This window comes from Sulfitobacter geojensis (assembly GCF_000622325.1).
Classification (GTDB): domain Bacteria; phylum Pseudomonadota; class Alphaproteobacteria; order Rhodobacterales; family Rhodobacteraceae; genus Sulfitobacter; species Sulfitobacter geojensis.
The window spans coordinates 2,747,753-2,773,821 of sequence record NZ_JASE01000005.1 but is presented as its reverse complement, the minus strand read 5'-3'; the positions used below and the strand labels follow the sequence as shown (position 1 = coordinate 2,773,821).

Here is a 26,069-nt window from a genome sequence, read left to right as displayed (position 1 = left end):
GCGCGCCGTTTTGCTTTACGCTGCGTCGCGGCATGCGTTTCACAGGCAGCGGCTATGCAGTATTGTGTGTTTTCTGCGATGCAGCATGTCCCTATCTTGATGGATGAAAAGTAACACACAATAAAGAAGCACATATCATGGCTTACAACGACTTCGCGACCAACGCTGCTGATGCCTCCGCGATCCTGAGCAACGAGATCACAGCGACCCGCAACTTCTTTGCCCGCCTCGGGGCAAAATTCGAAGGTTTCATCAACACGCTCGCAATGGCCTCGACCGGCCAGCGCCGTGTGGATCAAGTTCACTATCTGCAGTCAAAATCAGACGCGCAGCTTGCCGAGATGGGCATCAAGCGCGACGAGATCGTCAACTACGTATTCCGCGATCTGTATTACCTCTGAAGCTGCGCCGCAGTTCAATCCGGTAAATGGTCCGTTCCTGCCCCTGATTTTCGGGGAAGGGCGGGCCATTTTCGTTTTTACAGATCGGTGATCGCTTGACACTTCACAGCCCCCGCGCCAACGCTGCGCCTATGTTGGATTTGCGCCCTGTTGGATATGTTGTCGGCTTGTTGGTGGCCGTGCTGGGTGTGGCCATGATCCTGCCAATGCTGGTGGATGTGGCCGAAGGGCGCGGACATTGGCGTGTCTTTGCTGAATCCGCACTGATCACCACGCTGGCCGGAGGCATGATTGCATTGGCCTGTGCCAACGGTGTGCGCGAAGGGTTAACCATTCAGCAAACCTTTCTGCTGACCACGGGCGTCTGGCTGATGTTGCCGCTGTTCGGGGCGCTTCCCTTTATGTTGGGGGCCACCGGTTCGGGGTTCACGGATGCGTTTTTCGAGGCGATGTCGGGGCTGACCACCACCGGTTCGACCGTGCTGAGCGGGCTTGAGACACTGCCCAAAGGTTTGCTGTTGTGGCGCGGTATTCTGCAATGGCTCGGGGGCGTCGGCATCATTGTTGTCGCGATGGTGTTCCTGCCCGAACTCAAAGTCGGCGGCATGCAGATCTTTAAGTCCGAAGGCTTTGACACCTTTGGGAAAATTCTGCCACGCGCCGGTCAGATTGCCACCCAGATTTCGGTCATCTACCTCTGGCTGACGCTTGCTTGTGTGCTGTGCTATGTAACAGTCGGCATGAGCATTTTTGACGCGACAGTGCATTCTTTGACGACCATCTCGACAGGCGGGTTTGCCAATTATGATGCGTCGTTCGGGGCGTTTTCGGGCAACGCGGAATATGTAGCATCGCTGTTTATGATCCTCGCGGCCTTGCCATTTGTACGCTACGTGCAATTGCTGAACGGCAATACAATGGCGCTGCACCGTGATCCGCAGGTGCGCGGCTTTATGATGACGTTGCTTGCGCTGGTCGGGGTGACGATCATCGTCCTGCATCAGGTTTTTCCGCATGCGTGGGAAAAAAACTTTCGCGAGGCGCTGTTCAACATCACGTCGATCATTTCGGGCACCGGATATGCCTCGGTCGATTATATGCAATGGGGCGGCTTTGCGGTTACCCTTTTCTTCTTTATCGGTCTGATTGGCGGTTGTGCGGGATCTACCGCCTGTTCAATCAAGATCTTCCGCTATCAGCTGTTGTTCGCCTCCATCCGCGCCCAGTTGCGCCGCATCCGTTCGCCCCACGGCATCTTTACCCCCCGATACGAAGGACGCCCCGTCGGCCCCGATGTGCTGTCCTCGGTGATGTCGTTTTTCATGTTCTTTATCGTGACGCTGGGGCTGGTGGCAGTGGCGCTTAGCCTGACGGGACTCGATTTCATCACATCCGTGTCTGGTGCGGCAGCAGCTTTGGCCAATATCGGGCCCGGCTTGGGGCCGATCATCGGGCCAGCCGGCAACTTTGCCAGCCTCAACGACACCGCCAAGTGGATCCTGACCGTCGCCATGCTGATTGGCCGGCTGGAACTGCTGGCCGTCTATGTCATTCTTACCGTTAAATTCTGGAGAGCCTAATGGCGGATCACACACTGGCCCATGATGCAAAACCACTGGGTGCGCAAATTTCACATATGTTGAAAGAACGCGGGGTGGATGTGATTTTCGGCATCCCCGGTGTGCACAATCAGGAAATGTACCGCGGCATCGAAGAGGCGGGCATCCAGCATGTGCTGGCCCGTCACGAACAGGGCGCGGGGTTCATGGCTGACGGCTATGCGCGCGCAACGGGCAAACCGGGGGTGGCCTATGTGATCACCGGACCGGGGTTGTGCAATGTGATGACGCCAATGGGGCAGGCCTATTCGGATTCCGTGCCGATGCTGGTGATCTCTTCGTGTCTGGACGAAGTCGCGGCGCGGCGTGGCCAATTGCACCAGATGAAAGACCAGCAGACGGCTGCCGCTACGGTCTGTGACTGGTCCGAGGTCGCGGTGGGGGCGGATGCCGCCTATGGGCTGGTTGATCGTGCTTTTGCCGAATTCACCGGCGCACGTCCGCGTTCGAAACATATTCAGGTGCCGATTGCACAGCTCGAAGGGTTGGCAAATCCGGCACCGGCAAAGCTGACCCCTGTCACACCGGCAGGGTACCGCGCCGCAGATGTGGCGCAACTGGTCAGCATGTTGGGGGATGCGCAAAAACCGCTGTTCGTCTTTGGCGGCGGTGCAGCACATGCGTCAGAAGCCGCGCGGCAGGTTGTGGCCGCTTGTGGTGCGGCCAGCATGTCGACCTATGCGGGGCGCGGTATCATCGCAGGTGATGCATCGCTGAATTTCGGTTCCTGTCTGGCACGGGGCGACAGTGCAAATGTTGTGGGGCAGGCCGATCTGGTCATCGCCATTGGCACCGAGCTGGCAGAGGTTGACCTTTGGCGCCCACATCTGGGGCATACTGGTGATCTGGTACGCATTGATCTTGATCCCGAAGTGCTGTCCGACCCCCAGCGCGCCAGCCATCCTATGCAAGCCGAGGCCGGTGCCTTTCTGACCGCATTGGCGGCGGCGCTGCCACAAGACGCAGGTCAAACAGAATGGCGCGCAGATGTGGTCGCGGCAACCCGCGCACGCTGGCGGTCCGAGACGGACGCAGAGCGCCCCGGCATCGTGCCGGTCTGCGATGCCCTGCGCGAGGTCACGCCACCCGATACGATGATCTATTCCGACATGACCCAATTCGCCTATGTCGCCAAGGAAGTCTGGGACATGGACCGGCCGGGGCATTGGCATCACCCCTATGGCTTTGGCACACTGGGCTATGCGACCCCTGCGGCCATTGGCGGGGCTGTGGCACGGCAGGGCAAACCGACGATGGCGATCATCGGGGATTACGGCTTTCACTACACCATGCAGGAACTGGGCGTGGCGGTGGAACTAGGGCTGAGCGTGCCGATCATCCTGTGGGACAATGGCAAGCTGGGCGAGATCGAGGACAGCATGGTGCGTGCGCAAATCGCGCCGAATGCGGTGGTGGCCCGCAACCCTGATTTTGTGAAGCTGGCCGAAGCGTTTGGCGCGCGGGCTGTGGCACCGGCAGACCTGTCGCAGATGCAAGACGCTGTGACCGAAGCTTTCGCGGCGGAGGGGCCGACCCTGATCTACCTGACGCCAGCGATTCTGGGGTAGGCGTTTACTTTAAAAGTCCGCGCCGCAAGCCACGTCCGTCTTTTAAGAACAGGACAGGGTAAGACTTTTGTAAAAGTCTTACCCTGTGCGTTACTCCCAGCAACTGACCAGCACGGTCATGCCTTGCGCGGCAAGCCGCAAATCGCGCGGTGCGACGCTGCCGGTGCGATCAGAGGCCGTCAGTTGCACGCCGGCCTGTGTCGCCAGTGTCGCAATGGAATCGCCGTCCAGCGCAAAGCTGACGTCTTCGGGCAGTTCCTGTGCCCCTGTGGGTTTGGGCAGTAACATCCCCACGACATTGCCGCTGGCATCAAACACTGGTCCGCCCGCATCACCGGCCTGTGCTTTGAGGGACAGGCGGTTGAGGTTTTCCTCACCTGCCAGTCCGCGCACATCGGCGACCTTGCCAAAGGTCAGGGTCGCGGCCGACAGAACGCCCTCGTAAGAGAAGCCCGCAACAGAGATTTCCGATTGCAGACGCGGCGTGCCGAGATCAAAGGCCGCAACCGCTAAAGGGGCAAGGGCGCTGCGGGGTTTCAGGATCGCAAGGCCGGTGTCGGCGTCCTGCGCCAGCACATCCGCATCGGTATCGCCGTCCACGGTCAACCGCCCACAGGACGCCACAGCCTCGGCGGTGGTGACCACGGTGCCGCTGCCATCGACGAAAAAGCCCGAGCGCGCCAGTTTGGCCTGACGGACCTGAAGGCCCGACACGAGATCAATCGCTTGCTCGGCATCGCCACCCGCTGCGGGGTCCAGCGCGCCGGGCAGGCGGGTAAAGCTTTTGACCAACTCGTCCATCACGCGGCTGCGCCGTGCTTCGTCATTTGCCGGCCAGATCAGGGTAAAGCCCTTGACCTGCCCGTCTTGCAAAGAGGCGCGGGTTTCGCTGATGATCCGGTCGTTTTCACCCACCAGTGTGAAGGAGGATTTGTTGCGTTCCCGCGGCCCGTTCAACGGTACAATCTCGAGCGTTTGCATAATATCGTAGAGGCCGAACAGCGTGTTCTGGTCACCGGCCTGCGAGATCAATAAGATACGTGCGCCGATATCGCCGGTGCTGTCGTACTGCGCAAAGGGCGCTTCGTATTTGGCAAAACCGACTTCTGCCGTTGGCATCACCATTTCGATTCCCGCCTGATCGTCACGCACCATTTGCAATCCCAGCCCGTCGAGGACTGCGTTATATTGCTTGAGCAAGGCGGCGCGTTGCTGGGTGGTCAAAACGCCAGTGACCTCGAAATTATTGGCCTCTTGCCACGCGGCCATCGAATTGCGGGTGCCGCGCCCGTAAGACCCGTCAATTGCCGCGTTGTAAAAGCCTGCCCATTGCAACGCAATTTGCAGATCCTTGCGGTCCTGCGCACTTAAGCTGCGTTCACTGCGCCGCGCTTGTGCAAGGGTCTCGTCCGTGGGTTCCAGTACAGGAACGTCAGGGACGGCAGGTTCTGGTGCGGTGTCAGCCGGTTCAGCGGGGGCGGTCGCAATATCGACAGCGCCGGGTGCGGCGATCACATCGCGGTTCAGAACATTTGCTCCGACTGGCCAGAATTGCTGGCGGAAGTTTTCGGAAAGCTGGATAAAGCTGTCGCGCGGCACGATGCGGCTGCGCACATATTGGCGCAAGACCTGTTCGGCATCTGCACGGCGGTAGGGGCCCACTGCAATTGCGTACCAGCCCCCGCCCAGCGAGAAGCCGTTCACATCTTCGACAAGGTCCGCATAATCGCGTGCGCGGGCTGTCGCCTCTGACAGTTGCGGCTGCGCTTCAATCTGGACCCAGACCACGTCATCCGGGGATTGTGCCCCTGCGGTTGACGCCGAAAGAACGGACAGGGTGAACACCGCAGCCAACAAAGCCGAAAAAATACGCGTCATAGGGGAAGTTTCTCACTTAAATCACGGGTTGCGGAGATTAAGCAGGAAACCGATGGAAATGCCATGGTGGCATGAGTGATTTTGCCACGCGATTTTGTAGGTGTGATGCAATTGACGCCCAAGGGCGTGGACCGTAGGTAGACGGCAAAGCCAATGAGAGGCAAATGAGATGTCCCAGACCCCCGAGAACACCCAAAGCCGCGCAAAACCGCAATCGTTTCAGGCGATCATACTGGCGTTGCAGAACTATTGGGCCTCCAAAGGCTGCGCTGTGTTGCAGCCCTATGACATGGAAGTCGGGGCAGGGACGTTCCACCCCGCAACCACGCTGCGCTCGCTTGGCACGCAACCTTGGGCCGCCGCCTACGTGCAGCCCTCGCGCCGTCCTACAGACGGGCGCTATGGGGAGAACCCCAACCGGTTGCAGCATTATTACCAGTATCAGGTCTTGATCAAACCCAGCCCGCCGAACCTGCAAGAACTGTATCTTGGCAGCCTTGAGGCCATCGGCATTAACATGGATCTGCACGACATCCGTTTTGTCGAGGACGATTGGGAAAGCCCGACACTCGGCGCGTGGGGCTTGGGCTGGGAAGTCTGGTGTGACGGTATGGAAGTCAGCCAGTTCACCTATTTCCAGCAGGTCGGCGGGCACGACTGCCATCCGGTCAGCGGCGAGTTGACCTATGGTCTGGAACGTCTGGCGATGTATGTGCTCGGTGTTGATCACGTGATGGACATGCCGTTCAACGATCCCGATGCGCTGATCCCGCTGACCTATGCCGACGTGTTCAAACAGACCGAAGAAGAATACGCGCGCTGGAATTTCGACACGGCCAACACCGAGGTACTGCTCCGCCAGTTTGAAGAGGCAGAGGCCCATTGCAAGGCCATCCTTGAAGAGCCTGCCCAGGACCCCAAGACCGGCAAGCGCATCATCATGGCGCATCCGGCCTATGACCAATGCATCAAGGCCAGCCATATGTTCAACCTGCTGGACGCGCGGGGCGTGATTTCCGTGACCGAACGCCAGGCCTATATCGGGCGGGTGCGCACCCTGTCCAAGATGTGCGCGGATGCCTTTGTACAGACCCGCGCGGGCGGCTGGTCCGAGGACGCAGCATGAACAGGGCCGCGTGCCAGTCATCGGCCAAACGTCCCGTAAGGGCGGGCCTGCAGTCATGAATGGCAAAATCGTAGGGGTCGTGATCTTGATATCAGCACTCATCGCCGGCGCGGGGCTGTATTACCTGCAAATCTACGGCTTTTACGAAGCCGTGGCCGAAGAAGAAGTCACCCTTGTGTCACTGAACACGGACGCGCCCGAACCGATCCTGTTCGACAGCTTCCAAGCGATCGACGCGGAAAGCTCGCCGATCCGCTATCGCGCCTGTTTCACCACCACGCAAAGCCTTGCCTTTCTGACCGAAAGCTATGTGTTGATCGACGGTGCCGAACCGCGCAATGCGCCCGACTGGTTTGACTGTTTCGATGCCGCCGCCATCGGGGCCGAAATCACCGCCGGCACCGCGCTGACATTTATGGGCGCGAAAAACGTCCATTACGGCGTCGACCGCATTGTTGCCATCACCGATGACGGGCGCGGATATGTCTGGCACGAGCTGAACGATTGTGGTGAAAAAGCCTATGACGGCACGGTGGTGGGCGAAGAATGCCCCGTTTTGCCAGAGGCAACCCAGTAAGCCGACGCAGCAAAGACATTGTGAAAGGGAACCAATTGCCCCTGTGCCGACTTAGATTGGCAAAGGGGCACAAATGGTATCCGCATCTCATGAAGCACTAAAATGGACGATGCGGGCGGGGTATGCCGCACGTGGCGTGATTTACGTCCTTGTTGGCAGTCTGGCGTTTTGGGCCGCTTTCAGCCCGTCCCAACCGGAAGGGACCAAGGACGCACTCTCCCAATTGCGGGCGGCCCCCCTTGGTATTGCGATGCTGTCCTTTATCGCCATCGGTCTTTTTGCATACATGATATGGCGCATCGTTGCGGGTATCGCGGATGTCGAAGAACACGGGCGCGGGGCCAAGGGCATCTTCGCCAGAGCGGGGCAAATCGTTACAGGGGTCATTCACGGCGGAATTGGCCTATGGGTCATGGCATTGGCCATTGGCAGTGCCCGCGACGGGCAAAACAGCCAAATCGCGTGGATTCAGGCCCTGCTGGATCTGCCCGGCGGGCGCCCGATTGTTGCAACCGGCGCGCTGGTTCTGGCGGGGGCAGGGGTGTATTATGTCAAGAAAGGTGCGTTTTCGGAATATCAGGATCACCTTGCCTCGGCCCATTTACTGTCGCGGATTGATCCGCTGTTGAAATACGGGCTGATCATTTATGGCGGATTGCTGGTGCTGGTGGCCGTCTCTTTCGGGTTTGCGGCGTGGAACGGCGAGGCCGCGCAGTCGGGCGGTCTGGGACAGGCCTTGCAAAGCCTGCGTGATCTGGCGTTTGGCCGCGTGCTGCTGGGGTTTGCGGGCCTTGGGCTTATTGCATTCGCGCTTTATAACCTTGCCGAAGCGGTCTGGCGGATCGTGCCAACCATTGACGGGCCGGATGTAGAAACCATGCGCCGCGCCGCGCAACGGTTGACCTAGGGCTGGACCCGCCCGCGCGGTATCGGTATCAGGCGGCAAACACTGCCGCATCATTTGCGTTTCATCCAAGGATACCTGCCGTGCCCGACCTGCTGATCGAACTCTTCTCCGAAGAAATCCCCGCCCGTATGCAAACGCGTGCTGCGCAGGATTTGCAAAAGCTGGTGACGAACGGTCTGGTCGATGCCGGATTGACCTATGCCTCCGCTGCCGCATTCAGCACGCCGCGCCGTCTGACCCTGACGCTTGAGGGGATGCTGGCCGAAAGCCCGTCCGTGGTCGAAGAGCGCAAAGGCCCCAAGGCCGACGCGCCGGAGAAAGCCATCGAGGGGTTTCTGCGCGGGGCAGGGGTGACGCGCGACCAGCTTGAGGAACGCGACACGCCCAAGGGCAAAATCCTGTTCGCCAAAATCGACAAACCGGGCCGTCCCGCGGCAAAGATCGTCGCGGAAGTGCTGGAACAGACGATCCGCAACTTCCCATGGCCCAAATCCATGCGCTGGGGCGCGGGTGCCTTGAAATGGGTGCGTCCGTTGCATTCGATCATCTGCATCCTTTCTGCCGAAGACGGTGCCGAAGTGGTGCCGATGGATGTGGACGGCATCACGTCCGGTGACACCACCTTTGGCCACCGCTTCCTTGCGCCCGACGCGATCAAGGTCACGTCTTTCGAAGACTACGAGGCCAAACTCGCGCGCGCCAATGTGGTGCTGCGCGCCGATGCACGGGCCGAAACAATCTGGAACGATGCGACGAATGTGGCTTTCGCCTCTGGCATGGAAGTGGTCGAGGACGCCGGTTTGCTGGCCGAAGTCGCAGGGCTGGTCGAATGGCCGGTCGTGTTGATGGGCAATATTGCCGACGATTTCCTTGGCCTGCCGCCCGAGGTGCTGCAAACCTCGATGAAAGAGCACCAGAAGTTTTTCTCCGTACGCAATCCAAAGACGGGGCGGATCGAGAAATTCATCACCGTTGCCAACCGCACCACGGCGGACAATGGCGCGACAATTCTGGCCGGCAATGAAAAGGTGCTGTCGGCGCGTTTGTCGGATGCCAAGTTTTTTTGGGAAAACGATCTGCGCGTCGCGCAATCGGACACCGGAATGGCCACGTGGGTCAAAGCGTTGGAGAACGTCACCTTCCACAACAAGCTGGGCACACAGGCCGAGCTGATCGAACGCATGGCCGTGCTGGCCCGCGAACTGGCCCCGATGGTGGGTGCCGATGCGGATGAGGCCGAAGCGGCGGCGCGTGTGGCCAAGGCCGATTTGTCGTCCGAAATGGTCTATGAATTCCCCGAATTGCAGGGCTTGATGGGGCGCTACTATGCCTCTGCGGCGGGCAAGTCCGATGCGGTTGCTGCGGCAGCGCAGGAACACTACGCCCCTTTGGGGCCGTCCGATGATGTGCCAACCGCGCCCGTGTCCGTGGCCGTGGCGCTGGCAGAGAAGATCGACAAACTGACCGGTTTCTGGGCGATCGACGAGAAGCCTACTGGGTCGAAGGATCCCTTTGCGCTGCGGCGGGCTGCTTTGGGGGTTATTCGTATCCTCATCGAGAACGATGTTTCCCTTCGAATTTCCGAGCCAGTACAGAGCGCCAATGATGCGGCCGATGTTGACGACCTTCTCGCATTTCTCCACGACCGCCTCAAAGTCTACCTCAAGGACCAAGGCGTCCGTCACGACATCATCGACGCCTGCATCGCGATGGAAGGTAACGACGACCTGACCCTCCTCGTCAAACGTGCCAAAGCGCTTTCCGAAACCCTCAAAACCGATGACGGCGAAAACCTGATCCAGGGTTTCAAACGCGCCAATAACATCCTCACTCAAGCGGAAGAGGCCGACGGCGTCGAATACTCCTACGGCGCGGATGTGAAGTTCAGCGAAACCGACGAAGAGCGCGCCTTGTTCAAGGCGCTTGATGAGGCCGAGGCGGTGATCACCCCTGCGATGGCGTCGCAAGATTTCACCACCGCCATGTCCGCAATGGCCACGCTGCGTGCGCCGGTCGATGCGTTCTTTGATGCGGTGCAGGTGAACAGCGACAACGGGGCCGTGCGGCGCAACCGTCTGAACCTGCTCAGCCGCATCCGCACGCTCTGTACCTCGGTTGCCGATTTGACAAAGGTGGATGGTTAACCACCTTTGTAACGCTGGAATGACAAAGGGCACCGCGCGCCCTTGTCAGACAGGCGATAAACCCTATGCTGCACCCGAAAGCCAAAGGTGCTGCAGTGCAGAATGATCCCGATACAACGCTGGTCACAGCGACCGGCCCGATCGCAAATGTGACCCACGGCGGGCGGGCGAAATGCTTGCAACGTCTGGTGCGGCTGGATTTGCCGGTGCCGCGCACGGTCGCCCTGTCCTTTGACGCAGTGCACAAGATTGCCAAGGGCGAAATGCCCGATGTGGCCAGCGTGGTCGCGGCCATGCCCGACGGGGCGCTGATGTGTGTGCGCCCGTCCAGTCAGGACCCCGATTGGGGCGGTCCGGGCGCTGTGCTTAACATCGGTATCAACGACACCCGTTTCGAAGAGCTGTGCGACAGCATCGGCGAAGAAGCCGCCGCGCGGCTTTATACGCGCTTTGTGCAAGGCTATTCGATCAATGTGGCCCGTCTGGACCCGGATATGTTTGACGATGTGTCGGGGCAGGGGCGCGCCGCGCTGACCCAGTCCTTGCGCGCCTATGAGATTGAAACAGAAGAGCAATTCCCCCAAGATCCCGAAGTGCAGCTGACCGGTGTATTGCGCTCCATGGCGCGGGCGTGGAACGGGACCTCGGCGCGGTTGTTGCGTCAGGCCAAGGGCGCGCCGGCGGATGCGGGTCTGGGGTTGGTCGTGCAGGAAATGGCCTTTGGTGTGGGCAACGGTCAATGTGGCTCCGGTGTGTTGCAACTGGTGGATTCCGATACGGGGTTGCGCCAGATCACCGGTCGCTATCTCAGCCAGTCGCAGGGGCGGGACGCCTTGGCCTCGGGCGCGGGCAGTCTTTATCTGACACGGGATGCGCGCGGTCCCTCCTTGGAGGAACTCGCCCCCGAGGCCTTTAAAGAACTGACCGAACATGCGGCCCTGATGCGCCGCAAGCTGCGGGCCGAAATGCAGGTCGAATTTGTGATCGAAGACGGCAAGCTGCATATTCTGGACGGTGTGGTTGTGGCCCGCTCCTCGCGGGCTTCGGTCAAGATTGCCGTGGCTTTGGCGGACGAGGGCATCATTCCGCGTGAAGAAGCCCTGATGCGGGTCGAGCCGCGCACCTTGACGGAATTGCTGCACCGCCAGATTGATCCGCGCTTTACCCGTGACGTGATCGGTCGGGGCATTGCCGCAAGCCCCGGTGCGGCGACAGGGCGGATCGTGTTTTCGGCGACCGAGGCACAGGCGCTGGCGGCACGTGGCGAGGCCTGTATCCTGATCCGGCGCGAGACATCCCCCGAGGACATTCGCGGCATGCATGCCGCAGCCGGCGTTCTGACCGAACGCGGCGGTGTGACCAGTCACGCGGCAGTCATCGGGCGTGGCCTTGGCTTGCCCTGCGTGGTGGGGGTATCGGATATCAAGTTCAATCTGATCAAAAAACAGATGACCACAAAAGATGGCCGCGTTTTTGGTGAAGGTGATGAGATCACCGTGGACGGGTCCAGCGGCGCTGTCCTTGCCGGCTCTGCCCAGATGATCGAAGCCGCGCTGGACGAAAATTTCACGCGATTGATGGGCTGGGCCGAAGATGTTGCAGACATTGGTGTGCGGGCCAATGCGGACACGCCGGCGGATGCGCAGACTGCGCGCAACTTCAACGCCCATGGTATCGGGCTATGCCGCACGGAACACATGTTCTTTGAACCTGGGCGTCTGACGGTGATGCGCGAAATGATCTTTGCCGAAACCGGCGAGGACCGGCGCGCGGTGCTGGAACGCCTGCTGCCGATGCAGCGCGATGATTTCAAAGAGCTGTTTCGCATCATGCAGGGGCAATCGGTCTGTATCCGCTTGTTTGACCCCCCGCTGCATGAATTCCTGCCGATGCATAAAGCGGGCCAGCGCGAATTGGCCGATGCGCTGAACCTGCCCTTGTCGGATGTGACACGTCGGATCGAAGCGATGTCGGAATATAACCCGATGTTGGGTCTGCGCGGCGTGCGCCTTGGGGTGACGGTGCCGGAAATCTACGAAATGCAGGCGCGCGCGATCTTTGAAGCAACCGTAGAGGTCAGCCGCGACGGCGATCCGGTCGTGCCCGAGATCATGATACCGCTGGTGTCGGCGCGCCGCGAGGTCGAGTTGGTTAAAACCGCCATCGACGCGGTTGCCGCAGCCGTGCGCACGGAACAGGACAGCAGTTTTGAATATCGTCTGGGCATCATGGTCGAAACCCCGCGTGCGGCTTTGATGGCGGGCGAAATTGCGCCGCATTGTGCCTTCCTTAGTTTTGGCACCAACGATTTGACGCAGATGACTTACGGCTTGTCGCGCGATGATGCGGGGCGGTTCATGTCGGACTACGTGCAGCAGGGGGTGTTCGCCGAAGACCCGTTTCACATGCTTGATACGCAGGGCGTCGGAGAGCTGCTGAAGCTGGGGGCGGAACGCGGGCGCGCAGCGCAACCGGGCATCACGATTTCGCTTTGTGGCGAGCATGGCGGCAACCCCGAATCAATCGCTTTTTGCCGCGATGCGGGGTTTGACTACGTTTCCTGTTCGCCATTTCGCGTTCCGGTTGCAAGATTGGCAGCGGCGCAGTTGGCGATCAAACACAAGATCGGGTAGGGAACCGGCGGGATTTCGCCACGGAGTGTGGCGCATAGCGGGTTTGCGTGCGCATCGGGGGCGCTGCGCTTTACCATTTTGGGATTTGTGCTAAGCGCAGACCCAATTGAAATGACCTATGAGATCCTTGATGTTTCCGATTCGCCACATGTTCATCGCCCTGATGTTGGGCACAATGACCCTTGTTCCTATGGGGGCAGATGCGTCATCCGACAAAGCCAAGGATCTGGCCCGCGTTGAACAAAAAGGTCTTAAATCGACCGGCGAAAACCGACTGAATGAATTGCTGGTACAACCGGCGGCTGCGAAGGGCAGTGTGAAATTCTCGCGCAGCTGGATCGATGCGCAGCCCAAAGCCACCGGTTCCGCCCAGTGGCGTTGTCTGGCCGAAGCACTGTATTTCGAGGCACGTGGCGAGACGGTCAAAGGCCAGTTTGCCGTGGCAGAGGTCATCTCGAACCGCGTCAAAAGTGCGCGTTTCCCCGGATCGCTTTGCGCGGTAATCAATCAGGGCACGGGCAAGAAATACCAGTGCCAATTCACCTATACCTGTGATGGCCATGCCGAAGTGATTGCCGAGCCGCAGGCCTTTGCCCGTGTGGGCAAAATTGCCCGGTTGATGATGGACGGCAAGGTGCCCGCCCTGACCGAAGGGGCCACGCATTACCACACCACAGCCGTAAACCCGCGGTGGGCGCGCGTCTATACCCGCACGGCCAAGATCGGGGTGCATCTGTTTTACCGTCACACATGGCGTACCGCATCCAACTGACGTTTTGCGGCCTTGGTCTGCCGGAAACCGGACTGTTCCTTTGACGACAGGATCGGTAGAGGGGTAAACAGTTCCATCACCAAGGGGTGCTCCTATGCCGAACGAAGTCCGACTGGCCTTTGCCCATCCGTCCGAACGCGCTGATGCGATGTCCGAAACGCTGCCCGAAGGCGACCCGCTTGACCGGATTTCCCTACGCGACCACACTGTAGAGGTCGAAATCGGTGCCTTTCAGGCGGAACGCGGTGTCACCCAGCGTATTTGTTTCAACGTAGTGGTCGAAGTGCGTCCCTTGACCGGCCCGATTGACGACGATGTTGATCGCATCCTGAGCTATGATCGCGTCACCGAGGCGATTGCGGCCGAGCTGGCGGTTGAACGCTTGGCGCTGCTGGAAACCTTGGCTGAACGGGTGGCGGAACGTATTCTGCTGGAACCGCAAGCGGTGCGGGCTTTTGTGCGGATCGAAAAGCTGGACCGCGGTCCGGGGGCCTTGGGTGTGGAAATTGTCCGCACACGGGCAGAAGAGGCCGCTGGCGAGTTGGTCGCAGAGGGCACGCCCCAACCGGAGCTGGTGTATCTCAGCAACGCAGCCATCACGTCGCCCCACCTTAAGGGCTGGCTGGATCAGTTGGAAAAACTGGGCCGCCCGCTGATCCTTTGTGTTGGTGCGGCCGAGGCCACTGCGCCCCAAGTCCCCCATAAAATGGCGCAGCGGCGCATTGATCTATTGGCGATTGAACAGAATGCGTGGGTTTTGGCGTCAAAGGATGACCGTTGTGTGGTGGTCGAAACCCGAACCGAGCTGGATTGGGCGATGAAAAACGGCCAGACCTGTGTGTGGGCCCCGTCCAAGATTGTGCTCGATGCGGTCGATACGCCGTCGGCGCAGCCGCGTGATGCCGTGGCTTTGGCAGCGTGGTTCGCGGCCAGCTTTGATGCACAGGAGATGCTGGTTGTCGGGGCAGATATGCCTGCCGACAGTTCGGTGCCTCTGCGCGCTATGGATGTTGAACAGGCGCAGCTGTGAGCGGTTCGTCTGATTATTTCCGCCCGCTTGTGCAAACCGGGCCGATCCGTCCGGCTGGGGCTGTGGCCTTGGCAGGCGGGTGGGGCTGGTTCACCCACCTAGAAGTTCTGGCCCGCGGGCGCATTCCAAAGGTGATCCCGCTGACCGAGGCCCCGTCTGAGGTCATCGACCGTCTGGCGGCCCCTCGCGCGGATATCGGCGGTCTCTCCATGTCGTCGCCACGTGTGATGGGGATTTTGAACGCGACACCTGACAGTTTTTCTGACGGCGGGCGGCATGCTGCGGCTGATGACGCGGTGCGCGCGGGGCAGGCGATGCGCGATGCCGGTGTTGATCTGCTGGATGTTGGCGGCGAATCCACCCGTCCGGGGGCCGAAACCGTGGCGATTGACGCCGAAATTGGCCGCGTTGTGCCAGTGATCAGCGGATTGCGCCGCGCGGGTGTGAAAACGCTGATTTCCGTAGATACCCGCAAAGCCGCCGTGGCGCAGGCGGCGCTGGAGGCGGGTGCAGGGCTGATCAACGATGTATCCGGTTTTACGTTCGACGCGGCATTGTCCCCGCTGGCCGCGCAACAGGACGTGCCGGTCTGTGTGATGCACGCGCTGGGGGATCCCGCGACAATGCAGGTTGATCCACAATATGATGATGTTTTGCTGGATGTTTACGATTTCCTTGACGTGCAGATCGACGCTTTGGTGCAAGGCGGGATCGCGCGGGGCAGGATCATCGCGGATCCGGGCATCGGCTTTGGAAAAACCCTTGAGCACAATCTGACGATCCTCGCGCGCCTCAGCCTGTTTCACAGCCTTGGCGTGCCTGTCCTGCTGGGGGCCTCGCGTAAACGGTTTGTTGGCACTATAGGTGGTGAAGCGAAAGCAGATGCGCGGATGGCGGGAAGTTTAGGGGTCGCATTGGCCGCGCTTTCCCATGGCACGCAAATTCTGCGGGTGCATGATGTGGCGGAGACGATTCAGGCAATAGCGCTTTGGCGATCCGCCATGGCAGGAAGACAGACATGAGCAAACTTTTTGGTACAGACGGCGTGCGTGGCACGGCCAATATTCACCCGATGACCCCCGAGATGGCGCTGCGCATCGGCGCGGCCGTGGGGCGGTATTTTCGCAATGACGGCTCTTCCGTGCACCGGGTGGTGATCGGCAAGGACACGCGCCTGTCGGGCTATATGTTTGAAAATGCGCTGACTGCCGGTCTGACCAGCACCGGCATGAATGTGTTGCTGCTCGGGCCGGTGCCGACCCCAGCGGTGGGCTTGCTAACGCGCTCGATGCGGGCGGATCTGGGGGTGATGATTTCCGCCAGCCATAATCCGGCGCATGACAACGGGATCAAGTTTTTCGGACCTGACGGGTTCAAATTGTCCGATAGCGTAGAAGCCGAGATCGAAGCGCTGGTTGCGTCTGGTGTTGATCCGGCCCCTGCTGCGGAAATCGGTCGTGCAAAGCGCATTGACGACGGGCGCTATCGTTATGTCGAGCGGGTCAAATCGACGTTCCCGCGCCGGATGCGTCTGGACGGGTTGAAGGTCGTGCTTGATTGCGCGAATGGCGCGGCGCACCGCGTGGCGCCGGATGCCCTATGGGAATTGGGCGCGGACGTGATCCCGATGGGGATTGCGCCAAACGGCAACAACATCAACGAGGGCTGTGGTTCAACCCATCCGCAGTCCGCTGCCGAAATGGTAGTGGCGCACGGGGCGGATGTGGGCATCTGTCTGGATGGCGATGCTGACCGCGTGATCCTAATCGACGAGAACGGTAAAGTCGGGGACGGCGATCAGTTTATGGCGTTGATGGCGGCGCGTTGGGCCGAAGAGGACCGGCTCAAGGGCGGTGCGCTGGTTGCTACGGTGATGAGCAACCTCGGGTTGGAGAATTTCCTGAACGGGCGCGGATTGCGTCTGGAACGTACCAATGTGGGCGACCGCTATGTGGTGGAACGGATGCGGCAGGGCGGCTTTAACCTTGGCGGTGAACAATCGGGCCATATCGTGATGACCGATCACGCCACAACCGGTGACGGGCTTATGGCGGGGTTGCAGTTTCTGGCGGAAATGGTGCGCGCGCAGAAACCGGCATCCACTCTGTTGAACCAATTCGAAAAAGTGCCGCAACTGCTGAAGAACGTGCGCTTTGATGCGGGGCAGCTGCCACTTGAAGATGCGCAGGTGCTTGCCGCGATCAAGCAGGCCGAGGCTGATTTGTCAGGGGGCGGGCGTCTGTTGATCCGCAAGTCCGGCACCGAACCTTTGGTGCGAGTAATGGCAGAACACGAGGACGCAAGCTTTATGGAGCAGGTCGTCGACAGTGTCGTGGCAGCGGTTGAACAGGCGGTGAATTAATCTGCCGGTTCAGGGGCGTGTGCCGAACAACCTGCGCAGCGCCCCGTACTGGCTGACCCCGACCCCTGCCAAAATCAGCCCCATCGCATAAAGCAGTGCGGGGGGCAGCGGTTCGGACAGGATCAACGCGCCCAGCACCACCGACCAGACCGGCACCTGATAGTTCACAAGGCTCATAAACACCGGGCCTGCGCTGCGCACCACCAAGACCCGCAGGAAGTTTGCAGCGGCCGTGGGGACAAGGCCCAGAAAGACCAGCACCAACAAAATGTCGGTTTCCGGCATTTCGGGTGCTCCTTCGATGACATAGGCAAGGGGGATGCTGAAACAGGCCCCGATCAGCAACAAGACCGTGGCAAGCCCGATGGCATCCACCTGCGGCAAGCGGCGCATCATGATCGAAGAGGCCGCGTAACAGGCCGACGCCGCGACACAGGCCATGCGCCCGGCGGTTTCCAGACGGGCCCCCGTCGTTTCAAAGGCCTGACCGCCAATCAACACCACCACCCCGCAGAACCCGATGAAAAACCCCAAGGCACGCCGCCATGTCATCCGTTCCCCCGGCACCAGAAAATGCGCCATCGGAAGAATGATCAGGGCTGTCGATGCCATGGAAACGCCGGCAAAGCCGGATGTCACATGTTGCTGGCCCCATGCAAGCAAGGCAAAGGGAATTGCACCACTGAACGCACCGACGGCGATCAGGATCAGTTTTTCCGATCCAATGGGCGCGGCTTGGAACAGGATAAAACCACGCCACCCCCAAATCGCGGTCATCACAAGCGCTGCAAAACCGATGCGGGCGGCGGCGATCCAGAAAGGGGTCATGCCGGTCAGCGCGATCTCCGTCACCATGAAGGTACCGCCCCAGACAAAGGCCAGAACGGCGATCATCAGCCAGCTTTTATAGGTAATCTCGGGAGATGCATTCATCCCACCGAACTAGGCGGCGCAGCGAGTAGGGTCAATGGCCGCTGGACCACAGGAGACACAGAGCCAGAAACGCAAAAGGCCCGCACTGCTGCGGGCCTTTCTTCTGTCTCAAGCGCAGGGCTTAGTTCTTGGCTTTATCGACCATCTTGCCGGCAGAGATCCAAGGCATCATGTCGCGCAGCTTGCCGCCGACAACTTCGATCTGGTGCTCGTCGTTTGCACGGCGCGAAGATTTGATCGTTGGCTGGCCAACCGCGTTTTCGAGCATGAAGTCGCGCACGAATTTGCCGGACTGGATGTCTGACAGAACCGCTTTCATGCGGGCCTTTGTTTCGTCGTAAGGCAGAATGCGCGGGCCGGAAACATACTGGCCATACTCGGCGGTGTTGGAGATGGAGTAATCCATGTTGGCGATACCGCCTTCATAAATCAGGTCCACGATCAGCTTGGTTTCGTGCAGGCATTCGAAATACGCCATTTCAGGTTCGTAACCCGCTTCGACCAGTGTCTCGAAACCCATGCGGATCAATTCAACGATACCGCCACACAGAACCGCCTGTTCGCCGAACAGGTCGGTTTCACATTCTTCGCGGAAGTCGGTTTCGATGATGCCGGAACGGCCGCCACCGATGGCGGAGCAATAGGACAGGCCGATTTCCAGCGCTTTACCGGACGCGTCGCGGTCAACCGCAACCAGGCAAGGCACGCCGCCGCCTTTGGTGTATTCGCCGCGCACCGTGTGGCCCGGACCTTTTGGTGCCATCATGATGACGTCGATGCCTTCTTTCGGCTCGATCAGGCCGAAGTGCACGTTCAGGCCGTGGGCAAATGCAATCGCAGCGCCTTCACGGATGTTGTCGTGGACGTATTTTTTGTACGTTTCGGCCTGCAATTCGTCGGGCATTGTGAACATGATCACGTCGGCCCAAGCAGCAGCTTCGGAGATTTCCATGACCTTCAGGCCTTCGCCTTCGGCTTTTGCCTTGGAGGCAGAGCCGTCGCGCAGGGCAACAACGAGGTTTTTCGCGCCGCTGTCGCGCAGGTTCAGGGCGTGGGCGTGACCTTGGGAACCGTACCCAAGGATGGCTACTTTTTTGTCCTTGATCAGGTTAACGTCGCAGTCACGGTCATAATAAACGCGCATGTTCTTTGTCCTTTGGATTGATGTGTTCTGGGGTGACCATAGCGGATCTGACGCGGTGAGGTAGGTCGGATTTGTGAGTTTATTTAACCGGATGAAGATGGTAATGCGCGTTTCGTGGTAAAAATGGAAAAATCATGCTTGATGATCTGGATCGACGGTTGTTGCGGTATTGGCAGGCGGAGCCGAGTCTGTCGCCCGGGGAGTTGGCGCAACGCTGTGGGATGACCGCGGGCAAGGCGGGGCGGCGGATTGCGCGGATGGAAGAAGAGGGCATCATTCAGGGTTTGGGCCGCGATGTGAACTGGAGCGCGCTTGGTTATGCGGTCGAGGTGTCGTTGCGGGTGACATTGGACAAGACGCAAGGCAATGCCTTTGATGTGTTCCTGGCAGAGGCGCGCCAAGTGCCCGAGGTGATCGAAATCCAGACTTTTCTGGGGCGGGTGGATGTGCGCCTGTCGGTGATCGCACGCGACATGGCGCATTACCAGCAAATCTACCGTGCCCGTATTCTGACCCTGCCGCATATCGCCGACATTGAGGCCTTGATGCATGTGGCGCGGATCAAGGCAGACGAGGTTTTGCCGATATGATTGAGCTTGATGACATTGACCGAAAACTGATCGCAAGTCTGGCGCGCAATGCCCGCCAGTCGGCCAGCGCTTTGGGCAAACGATACGGGTTGTCGCAACCGGCGACCTGGCGGCGGATCAAGCGATTGGAAGAGGCGGGCGTGCTGGGCGATCAGCGATTGCGGCTGGATGCGCAAATGCTGGGGTTCGGAGTGACGGTATTTCTGGGGATCAAACTGGCCCGCAAGGCACATGTGTCGCTAGAGGATTTCGAGCGCGCCGTGGCGGCGATCCCCGAAGTGCAGACGGTGGAGCATATTCTGGGGCTCTATGACTATCGCCTACGGGTGGTGGCGCGGGATTTACCCGACTTTGAACGGGTGTTGCGCCGCCGGATCATGACCTTGCCCGGTGCAGGCGAGGTGGAGGCGAATGTTTTGCTGAGCGAGGAACGGCTTGCGGGGCCGCTTTAGGAAACCTGTGTTTTCAAAGGAAACGCGAATGACCGGCGGGGCGAAAGGTGGGGGCCGATTTGCGTTGGCGCTAGGGGACGGGGCGGTATAGTCCGCAACAAACATCTGCATGAAGGAAAGAAAATGGCATTGCTTGATACTGTGGACCCGACGGGTCTTGAAGAATTTTCGGTTGTTTTCACCGACCGGTCGCTGAACCACATGAGCGGCAGCTTCCAGCAGGTGATGCGTGACATTTCCGAACTGCTGCGCGAGGTCTATAATGCGGATGCGGTCGCGCTTGTGCCCGGTGGCGGCACTTACGGGATGGAGGCGGTCGCGCGTCAGTTTGCGCGCGGTGCGGATGTTCTGGTCGTGCGCAACGGTTGGTTTTCCTATCGCTGGTCGCAGATCATCGAAACCGGCGGTCTGACGGCCAAAGCCACGGTGATGAAGGCGCGCCCGGAGGGCAATGCGCCGGTCAGCCCCTTTGCGCCGGCCCCGATCGAAGATGTTGTCGCAGCGATACAGGACGAAAAACCGCAGGTGGTCTTTGCCCCCCATGTGGAAACCAGCGCAGGTGTGATCCTGCCGGATGACTATATTGCGGCGATGGCACGCGCGGCGCATGAGGTTGGTGCGCTGATGGTGCTGGATTGCATCGCGTCGGGCTGTATCTGGGTCGATATGAAGGCGTTGGGCGTCGATGTGTTGATCTCCGCCCCGCAAAAGGGCTGGTCGGCGTCGCCTTCCGCGGGTCTGGTGATGATGTCGGCGCGGGCTGAGGCGCGGTTGGCCGAAACAACCTCTGACAGCTTTGCGATTGATCTGGGCAAATGGCGCGCGATCATGAAAGCCTATGAGGATGGCGGTCACGCCTATCACGCGACGATGCCAACGGATGCCTTGCGGGCGTTTCGCGATACGATTCTCGAGACCAAGGAATATGGCTTTGGCCGCTTGAAAGAGGCGCAGTGGGCCTTGGGCGACGGGGTGCGTAAGATGCTTGCGGATAAGGGCGTGACCTCGGTTGCCGCTGATGGGTTTGGCGCACCCGGTGTGGTGGTGGCCTATACCAGTGATCGCGACGTTCAGAACGGCAAGAAATTCGCCGCTGAGGGCATGCAGATCGCCGCCGGTGTGCCCTTGCAAGTGGGCGAGCCGGACGGCTTCAGCACCTTCCGTCTGGGGCTGTTCGGCCTCGACAAGCTTTATGATGTGGATGCCACGCTGGGCCGTTTGGGCGCGGTAATTGATAAGGTTTTGTAAATCAGGCGGGGCAGGGCGTTAACGGACGCCCAGCCCCATCTGCATCAGCAATTTGCGCACCGGTGCCATCGCATAAAGCGCATCCAGCCCTTTCGCGCGCAAATCCCGCGCCATCGGGTTGCTGGCTTGGGACACGCGGTTCAACAGGTCGATGCCGTTGATGCGCAGTTGTACATCGCGGTAACGCGCGCTGTGATAGGCGTCCAGCATGGCCGCATTGCCCAAGTCCTCGCGGTGCGTTTGTGCAAGCGCCAGCAGCGTAGCGAGGTCTTGGAGCGACATGTTCAGCCCCTGCGCCCCGATGGGGGGCAGCACATGGGCGGCTTCGGCAATCAGGGCAATGCGTTCACCGGACAGGCGGTCCGCGTGCTGGCTGATGATCGGCCAGACATTGCGCGGGCTGGCAAGGGTGAGCGGGCCAAGAATGTGACAGGACCGTTCCGACATTGCAGCTTCAAAGGCAGGGACGTCCATCGCGGCGCGTTCTTGGGTCTTGGGCCCATCATCCATCCAGACAATCGCCGATGACGGCACCCCGTCACGATCCGGCAGGGGGACCAGCGTGAAAGGCCCGCCGGTGCGGTGGATTTCGGTCGAGACATGCTCATGCGGAATGGGGTGGGTGACGGCAAAGGCCAGCGCCTTTTGCCCGTAGCGGCGCGTTGATACCTTTATTCCTGCGGCTGCGCGCATCGGGCTGTCACGGCCATCGGCGGCGATCACCAAGCGCGTGACAATGCGGCTGCCATCGGTCAGCCCCACTTTGGCACTGGCGGTGCGGGTGAACAGGGATGTCGTGCCGGTGCCGGCCCGGAAATCCACATTGCTCAGCAGTTTGATACGTTCCAGCAACTCTCGGCGCAGCAGCCAGTTGGGGAAGTTCCAGCCGAAAGGCTGTTCGGATATCTCTGATGCGTTGAAATCGCGGGTCACGCGCGGTTCGGGCACATCGCCGCCCGCGTCGATCACCCGCATGATCTGTAGCGGTGCGGCATGCTGGGCCAGTCTGTCCCAGACACCGGCGGTTTCCAGTACTGCGCGCGCCGGTTGCAGCATTGCGGTAGAGCGCATGTCCGCCCCCTCGGCGTCGCGCTCGGTGATGGGCGGGGCAGGATCGACACAGATGACATCAAAGCCGGCAGTGCCAAAGACAGCAGCAGCGGTCAGACCCGCGATGCCGCCCCCGGAAATCAGGATATCGCAATCATATTTCATGGCAGCAGTCTAACCTGTCAGGCGGCTAAGGAAGTGAGACAAATCGTCCGTGTGATATTCCACATGGCCCGCTTCGGCGTGATCGGGTGCAAGAGGGTCAGGGGCGACGTGAACGGTGCGCATGCCCATGGCAAAAGGAGCGGCAAGATTGCGCGGATCATCCTCGAACATGGCGGCGCGGGTGGGAATGACACCGTCGGTGGCGAAAACGCGGTCAAAGGCGGCGCGTTCCGGTTTGGGCAGGAAACCCGCATGTTCGACCCCGTAGATGGCATCGAACAACCCCGACAGCCCGCGCGCGTCCAGCACCCGTTCTGCATATGGGGCAGACCCGTTGGTATAGACAATCCGCCGCCCCGGCAGCGCGCGAATGCGGTCGGCGAGCAGGGGATCAGGGATCAAACTGTCCATCGGAATGTCATGTACATCGACCAGATAGGGTTCGGGATCGACGTCATGTTCGCGCATGAGGCCCGCCAAAGTCGTCCCGTGGGTGCGCCAGTAATGGACCCGCAGCCGGTCGGCCTCGGCTTTGTCGACCTTGAGAACGTCCATGACCCATGCGGTCATGCGCACTTCGATATGGTCAAACAGCCGCGCAGAAGGCGGATAGAGCGTATGATCAAGGTCAAAGACCCAAGTGTCGACATGTGTGAAAGCAGTGCGTGGCATGGGGCATCGTTAGGCTGTTCGCAAGGATCGTGCAAGGCAGGTGGTTGCGCAAATGGCCGCGCTCGGTAGGATGCGCCAATCTAAAAGGAATTTCGCAATGCCCGCGCCTAAACCCGGATCAACAGATGCCTATTCGCTGATACTGGATGCGATTGACGGCGGCACCTTTCGGCCCGGCGACCGGCTGGTGGAAAGCGAGCTGGCCGAAAGGTTCGCCGTGTCGCGCACACCGATCCGCGAGGCGTTGCAGCGTCTTGAAACGCAATCCCTGCTGGCACGCGAGGGGCGTAGCCTGATTGTGGCATCACTGGATCACAACCAGACGGCAGAACTTTATGCGGTGCGCGGCGAGCTGGAGGGGCTGGCGGCACGGTTGGCGGCACGCCACGCCACAACCGAAGAGGTGCGTGTGCTGCGCGAGATGGTCGAGGCGGATGACGCGTTGATTGACCAGCCGCAGGCCTTGTCCCGCAGCAACCGTCGGTTTCACAAGCAGGTGCATCTGGCCTCGCACAACCGGTATCTGGTGCAGCAGCTGGACCTTGTGTACCGCTCTATGGCGTTGATGGCGACCACATCGCTGGCGGCGGAGGGGCGCGGCGAGATCGCGCAGGCGGAACATGCGCGGATCGTGTCGATGATCGAGGCGCGCGACGAAGAGGGTGCAAGCGAAGCGTTACGGGCCCATATCTCGGTCGCTTTTGTGACCCGGTTGAAACAGGTCGCCGAAGGGTTGGAAGGCGAAGGTTAGGCGCGGGCGCGTTCGGGGATGTCGTCCGGTCTGTGCATCTGGTCATGCCGGCGAAATACCAGTTGCGGATAGGGGGCTGTCGGGATCACTTGCGGCGCAGCCTTGGGCAGTGCCGGTGCTTGCGGGGCTTGTAACGGGGTAACACCATGTTCGGTTTTATCCCAGAAAAACGGGCTGACCACAAATTCATGCAGGGCTTTGAACGCGGCCAAAGCGCCCAGTGGATAGTAGAACGGGGTCGTGAAGACCCACCACATCAGATGGCGATGCGTCTTGCCGTGAACCGCCACCAGTGACAGGCCAAGGTTCAGCGTCGCGGACAGGATGAACACCACCACCATAGACCAGAGCGCGCCACTGCCAAGGGTTTGCTCGACCGGATGGCGCGCGCCAAAAACCGCGAGCCAGAAGGACCAAAGCAGCGGCGCACAGGTGAATTGCGCGACCGTGGCCAGCAGCATCGTTTGCACACCCATAAAACGGACCCAGCCCAGATCCCGCAGCAACTGCACAGGGTCACGCATATGGACACACCATGTGATCAGAAACCCCTTGAGCCAGCGTGAGCGTTGCCGCACCCAGGGCCAAAGGCGGCAGTTTGCTTCTTCAAAGGTGACCGTGGGCAGCAGTTCCGTGACATAGCCCGCTCGCGCCAGACGCACGCCGAGATCCGCGTCTTCGGTGACATTATGCGCGTCCCAACCGGCCAGTTTTTCCAGGATTTTGCGGCGGAAAAACAGGGTGGTACCGCCCAGCGGAATGACGAGGCCCAAACGCGCCACACCAGGCAGCAACACCCGCCACCACGCGGCATATTCGATGGTGAAACACCGTGCCAGCCAGTTGGCGCGCGGGTTGTAGTAATCCAGTATCCCTTGCAAACAGGCGACGTTTTCAGGGGCTGTGTGAAAGCGGCTGACCACGCGTTCCAATTGGTCCGGTTCGGGGGCGTCTTCGGCATCCCAAACGCCGATGATGCTGCCCTTGCAGAAATCCAGCGCATAATTCAACGCCCGGGGTTTGGTGGTCAATCCACCGCGCGCAGGCACGCTGATCACGCTGATCCATGGCGGCAATGTGGTGCGGGCAAGGGTTTCCTTGGTCGTGGCGTCGCTTTCTTCCAGCACCAGCACCACGTCGAGCAGGGATTTGGGATAGGTCAGCTTGTTCAACCGCGTGACCAAAGCGCCAGCAATTTCTTTTTCTTTCAACAAGGGCACCATGATCGACACCCTTGGCAGGCGATAAGGCATGGCCCGTTGGGCAACAAAGGGCAAAGGAGCATCCGGGGTCTTGTGCGTGATCTGGGACCAGAGGGCAGAGGCCTTAAGCACCGTCGTCATCAATAGGGTAACAAAGGCAAACAGGGTGGCAAGGGTCAAGGTCAGCATCGGAGCAGCAAACAGCGCGATCATGGCAGGGGCGAGCAGGGCAAGCGCCCAGATTTGTCTGCTGCGCCCCGCCATTGTCCAATTGCGGCAACTGATCGCTGCAGGCACGCGGTTGGCGGCCATATGGGCAAGTTCGTCACCGTAGGTTCGGGTGATTGCATCCTGGATTTGCTGATCACTTGCGATCACCGGCAGGATGGCTGGCGCGCGATCCCCCAAGGCGCGGCGCAGGGTGGCAAAACGATGGGGTTGGCTGGTCGCGACAATCAGCGAACCGCCCATGTCCAGCCATGCAACCGCGCGGTATTCAAGACACAGGCTTGCCGGCAGGCGATGCCCTAGTCCGGGTTGCGGGGGATCATCGCGCAGGTCGATCAACTGGGTGTTATGCTGGTCTGCCAGCGCCTGTAGCACATCGAGCGGTTTGGCTAGGCCTTCGGCCATCAGGATTTCGCCTAAGGGCGCATCAATATGGTTTTGTAAATCGAGCGCATGTATCAGGTCGCTATCTTTAATCGCACCTGCTTCGATCAGATGCCGGCCAAGCGGCATTGACGGGCGGGCAGGCCGCGCCGCTTGCGGATCGTTCAGGTGTAGCCGCAGATTACTCATCAAAGACGCCTTACGCATTAAACATAAGGTGACGTTGGCAGGGG

22 protein-coding genes are annotated in these 26,069 nt (G+C 60.2%); 16 read left to right on the top strand and 6 right to left on the bottom strand.

The window, feature by feature from the left end; genetic code table 11:
- The first annotated feature begins 137 nt into the window (after positions 1-137).
- From Z947_RS0115530 to Z947_RS0115520, 3 genes are all read left to right on the top strand, one after another.
- Positions 138-401 (top strand): hypothetical protein, encoded by a 264-nt coding sequence (locus tag Z947_RS0115530; protein ID WP_025045208.1) that lies wholly within the window; start codon positions 138-140, stop codon positions 399-401.
- A 131-nt stretch (positions 402-532) separates the two neighbouring features.
- Entirely contained in the window at positions 533-1,981 is a 1,449-nt protein-coding gene (locus tag Z947_RS0115525) for a TrkH family potassium uptake protein (protein WP_025045207.1), read from the top strand.
- Between the two features lie 56 nt (positions 1,982-2,037).
- Positions 2,038-3,588 (top strand): thiamine pyrophosphate-binding protein, encoded by a 1,551-nt coding sequence (locus Z947_RS0115520; protein ID WP_025045206.1) that lies wholly within the window; start codon positions 2,038-2,040, stop codon positions 3,586-3,588.
- A gap of 90 nt (positions 3,589-3,678) precedes the next feature.
- On the opposite strand, the gene Z947_RS0115515 is transcribed toward Z947_RS0115520, so the two are convergent.
- Positions 3,679-5,466, bottom strand: coding sequence for a serine protease (locus tag Z947_RS0115515; protein WP_025045205.1), 1,788 nt, complete (start codon positions 5,464-5,466; stop codon positions 3,679-3,681).
- 169 nt (positions 5,467-5,635) lie between these two features.
- Here Z947_RS0115515 and Z947_RS0115510 point away from each other — a divergent pair, with 169 nt between their 5' ends.
- The 9 genes from Z947_RS0115510 (at position 5,636) to glmM (ending at position 17,017) form a co-directional block, all read left to right on the top strand.
- Entirely contained in the window at positions 5,636-6,592 is a 957-nt protein-coding gene (locus Z947_RS0115510; RefSeq protein WP_025045204.1) for a glycine--tRNA ligase subunit alpha, read from the top strand.
- 55 nt (positions 6,593-6,647) lie between these two features.
- Positions 6,648-7,169, top strand: a complete 522-nt coding sequence (locus Z947_RS0115505) for a DUF6446 family protein (RefSeq protein ID WP_025045203.1) — start codon at positions 6,648-6,650, stop codon at positions 7,167-7,169.
- Between the two features lie 73 nt (positions 7,170-7,242).
- Complete coding sequence (locus Z947_RS0115500; protein WP_240477540.1) at positions 7,243-8,076, top strand: DUF1206 domain-containing protein; 834 nt, start codon at positions 7,243-7,245, stop codon at positions 8,074-8,076.
- A gap of 80 nt (positions 8,077-8,156) precedes the next feature.
- The gene (gene glyS / locus Z947_RS0115495; protein ID WP_025045201.1) at positions 8,157-10,220 is read left to right on the top strand and encodes a glycine--tRNA ligase subunit beta; all 2,064 of its coding nucleotides are present in this window, start codon (positions 8,157-8,159) and stop codon (positions 10,218-10,220) included.
- 65 nt (positions 10,221-10,285) lie between these two features.
- Positions 10,286-12,853 carry a putative PEP-binding protein gene (locus Z947_RS0115490; protein ID WP_025045200.1) on the top strand — a complete coding sequence of 856 codons (2,568 nt, stop codon included), beginning with the start codon at positions 10,286-10,288 and terminating at the stop codon, positions 12,851-12,853.
- Positions 12,854-12,983: 130 nt separating this feature from the next.
- The gene (locus Z947_RS0115485; protein ID WP_052880624.1) at positions 12,984-13,625 is read left to right on the top strand and encodes a cell wall hydrolase; all 642 of its coding nucleotides are present in this window, start codon (positions 12,984-12,986) and stop codon (positions 13,623-13,625) included.
- A 94-nt stretch (positions 13,626-13,719) separates the two neighbouring features.
- Complete coding sequence (locus Z947_RS0115480) at positions 13,720-14,655, top strand: dihydroneopterin aldolase (RefSeq protein ID WP_025045198.1); 936 nt, start codon at positions 13,720-13,722, stop codon at positions 14,653-14,655.
- Positions 14,652-15,677 (top strand): dihydropteroate synthase, encoded by a 1,026-nt coding sequence (gene folP / locus Z947_RS0115475; protein WP_025045197.1) that lies wholly within the window; start codon positions 14,652-14,654, stop codon positions 15,675-15,677. The genes Z947_RS0115480 and folP overlap by 4 nt, the downstream gene beginning before the upstream one ends.
- Positions 15,674-17,017 carry a phosphoglucosamine mutase gene (gene glmM, locus Z947_RS0115470; protein ID WP_025045196.1) on the top strand — a complete coding sequence of 448 codons (1,344 nt, stop codon included), beginning with the start codon at positions 15,674-15,676 and terminating at the stop codon, positions 17,015-17,017. The genes folP and glmM overlap by 4 nt, the downstream gene beginning before the upstream one ends.
- A gap of 9 nt (positions 17,018-17,026) precedes the next feature.
- Here glmM and Z947_RS0115465 read toward each other — a convergent pair whose 3' ends face one another.
- Together Z947_RS0115465 and ilvC are read right to left on the bottom strand one after the other, a co-directional pair.
- Positions 17,027-17,950: a DMT family transporter gene (locus tag Z947_RS0115465; RefSeq protein ID WP_025045195.1), complete on the bottom strand. Its 924-nt coding sequence runs from the start codon at positions 17,948-17,950 to the stop codon at positions 17,027-17,029.
- Positions 17,951-18,071: 121 nt separating this feature from the next.
- Positions 18,072-19,094 (bottom strand): ketol-acid reductoisomerase, encoded by a 1,023-nt coding sequence (ilvC, locus tag Z947_RS0115460; RefSeq protein ID WP_025045194.1) that lies wholly within the window; start codon positions 19,092-19,094, stop codon positions 18,072-18,074.
- Positions 19,095-19,228: 134 nt separating this feature from the next.
- Between ilvC and Z947_RS0115455 the strand changes: the two genes are divergently transcribed.
- From Z947_RS0115455 to Z947_RS0115445, 3 genes are all read left to right on the top strand, one after another.
- Positions 19,229-19,684 (top strand): Lrp/AsnC family transcriptional regulator, encoded by a 456-nt coding sequence (locus Z947_RS0115455; protein ID WP_025045193.1) that lies wholly within the window; start codon positions 19,229-19,231, stop codon positions 19,682-19,684.
- Positions 19,681-20,136 carry an Lrp/AsnC family transcriptional regulator gene (locus Z947_RS0115450; protein WP_025045192.1) on the top strand — a complete coding sequence of 152 codons (456 nt, stop codon included), beginning with the start codon at positions 19,681-19,683 and terminating at the stop codon, positions 20,134-20,136. Before Z947_RS0115455 ends, Z947_RS0115450 begins: the two co-directional genes overlap by 4 nt.
- A 123-nt stretch (positions 20,137-20,259) precedes the next feature.
- Positions 20,260-21,384, top strand: coding sequence for an aminotransferase class V-fold PLP-dependent enzyme (locus Z947_RS0115445; protein WP_025045191.1), 1,125 nt, complete (start codon positions 20,260-20,262; stop codon positions 21,382-21,384).
- Between the two features lie 18 nt (positions 21,385-21,402).
- Here the strand turns inward: Z947_RS0115445 and Z947_RS0115440 are convergent, their stop codons facing one another.
- Positions 21,403-22,599 (bottom strand): UbiH/UbiF family hydroxylase, encoded by a 1,197-nt coding sequence (locus Z947_RS0115440; protein ID WP_025045190.1) that lies wholly within the window; start codon positions 22,597-22,599, stop codon positions 21,403-21,405.
- A 9-nt stretch (positions 22,600-22,608) separates the two neighbouring features.
- Entirely contained in the window at positions 22,609-23,271 is a 663-nt protein-coding gene (locus Z947_RS0115435; protein ID WP_025045189.1) for a pyrimidine 5'-nucleotidase, read from the bottom strand.
- Between the two features lie 97 nt (positions 23,272-23,368).
- On the opposite strand from Z947_RS0115435, the gene Z947_RS0115430 reads away from it, so the two are divergent.
- A complete protein-coding gene (locus tag Z947_RS0115430; protein ID WP_025045188.1) occupies positions 23,369-24,022 on the top strand; it encodes a GntR family transcriptional regulator in 654 nt (217 codons plus the stop codon).
- Here the strand turns inward: Z947_RS0115430 and Z947_RS0115425 are convergent.
- Positions 24,019-26,025: a glycosyltransferase gene (locus Z947_RS0115425; protein ID WP_025045187.1), complete on the bottom strand. Its 2,007-nt coding sequence runs from the start codon at positions 26,023-26,025 to the stop codon at positions 24,019-24,021. The two genes, Z947_RS0115430 and Z947_RS0115425, sit on opposite strands and share 4 nt — an antisense overlap.
- Between the last annotated feature and the right edge of the window lie 44 nt (positions 26,026-26,069).

What these genes read in the sequence shown, in the direction of transcription:
- Z947_RS0115510 (WP_025045204.1), top strand. Translation starts at nt 5,636, where the DNA reads ATGTCCCAGACCCCCGAGAACACCCAAAGCCGCGCAAAACCGCAATCG.
- Z947_RS0115455 (WP_025045193.1), top strand. Translation starts at nt 19,229, where the DNA reads ATGCTTGATGATCTGGATCGACGGTTGTTGCGGTATTGGCAGGCGGAG.
- Z947_RS0115530 (WP_025045208.1), top strand. Translation starts at nt 138, where the DNA reads ATGGCTTACAACGACTTCGCGACCAACGCTGCTGATGCCTCCGCGATC.
- Z947_RS0115505 (WP_025045203.1), top strand. Translation starts at nt 6,648, where the DNA reads ATGAATGGCAAAATCGTAGGGGTCGTGATCTTGATATCAGCACTCATC.
- Z947_RS0115430 (WP_025045188.1), top strand. Translation starts at nt 23,369, where the DNA reads ATGCCCGCGCCTAAACCCGGATCAACAGATGCCTATTCGCTGATACTG.
- Z947_RS0115525 (WP_025045207.1), top strand. Translation starts at nt 533, where the DNA reads ATGTTGGATTTGCGCCCTGTTGGATATGTTGTCGGCTTGTTGGTGGCC.
- Z947_RS0115435 (WP_025045189.1), bottom strand. Translation starts at nt 23,271, where the DNA reads ATGCCACGCACTGCTTTCACACATGTCGACACTTGGGTCTTTGACCTT.
- Z947_RS0115520 (WP_025045206.1), top strand. Translation starts at nt 2,038, where the DNA reads ATGTTGAAAGAACGCGGGGTGGATGTGATTTTCGGCATCCCCGGTGTG.
- Z947_RS0115515 (WP_025045205.1), bottom strand. Translation starts at nt 5,466, where the DNA reads ATGACGCGTATTTTTTCGGCTTTGTTGGCTGCGGTGTTCACCCTGTCC.
- Z947_RS0115445 (WP_025045191.1), top strand. Translation starts at nt 20,260, where the DNA reads ATGGCATTGCTTGATACTGTGGACCCGACGGGTCTTGAAGAATTTTCG.
- Z947_RS0115485 (WP_052880624.1), top strand. Translation starts at nt 12,984, where the DNA reads ATGTTTCCGATTCGCCACATGTTCATCGCCCTGATGTTGGGCACAATG.
- Z947_RS0115440 (WP_025045190.1), bottom strand. Translation starts at nt 22,599, where the DNA reads ATGAAATATGATTGCGATATCCTGATTTCCGGGGGCGGCATCGCGGGT.
- glmM (WP_025045196.1), top strand. Translation starts at nt 15,674, where the DNA reads ATGAGCAAACTTTTTGGTACAGACGGCGTGCGTGGCACGGCCAATATT.
- ilvC (WP_025045194.1), bottom strand. Translation starts at nt 19,094, where the DNA reads ATGCGCGTTTATTATGACCGTGACTGCGACGTTAACCTGATCAAGGAC.
- Z947_RS0115450 (WP_025045192.1), top strand. Translation starts at nt 19,681, where the DNA reads ATGATTGAGCTTGATGACATTGACCGAAAACTGATCGCAAGTCTGGCG.
- Z947_RS0115480 (WP_025045198.1), top strand. Translation starts at nt 13,720, where the DNA reads ATGCCGAACGAAGTCCGACTGGCCTTTGCCCATCCGTCCGAACGCGCT.
- Z947_RS0115465 (WP_025045195.1), bottom strand. Translation starts at nt 17,950, where the DNA reads ATGAATGCATCTCCCGAGATTACCTATAAAAGCTGGCTGATGATCGCC.
- Z947_RS0115425 (WP_025045187.1), bottom strand. Translation starts at nt 26,025, where the DNA reads ATGAGTAATCTGCGGCTACACCTGAACGATCCGCAAGCGGCGCGGCCT.
- Z947_RS0115490 (WP_025045200.1), top strand. Translation starts at nt 10,286, where the DNA reads ATGCTGCACCCGAAAGCCAAAGGTGCTGCAGTGCAGAATGATCCCGAT.
- Z947_RS0115500 (WP_240477540.1), top strand. Translation starts at nt 7,243, where the DNA reads ATGGTATCCGCATCTCATGAAGCACTAAAATGGACGATGCGGGCGGGG.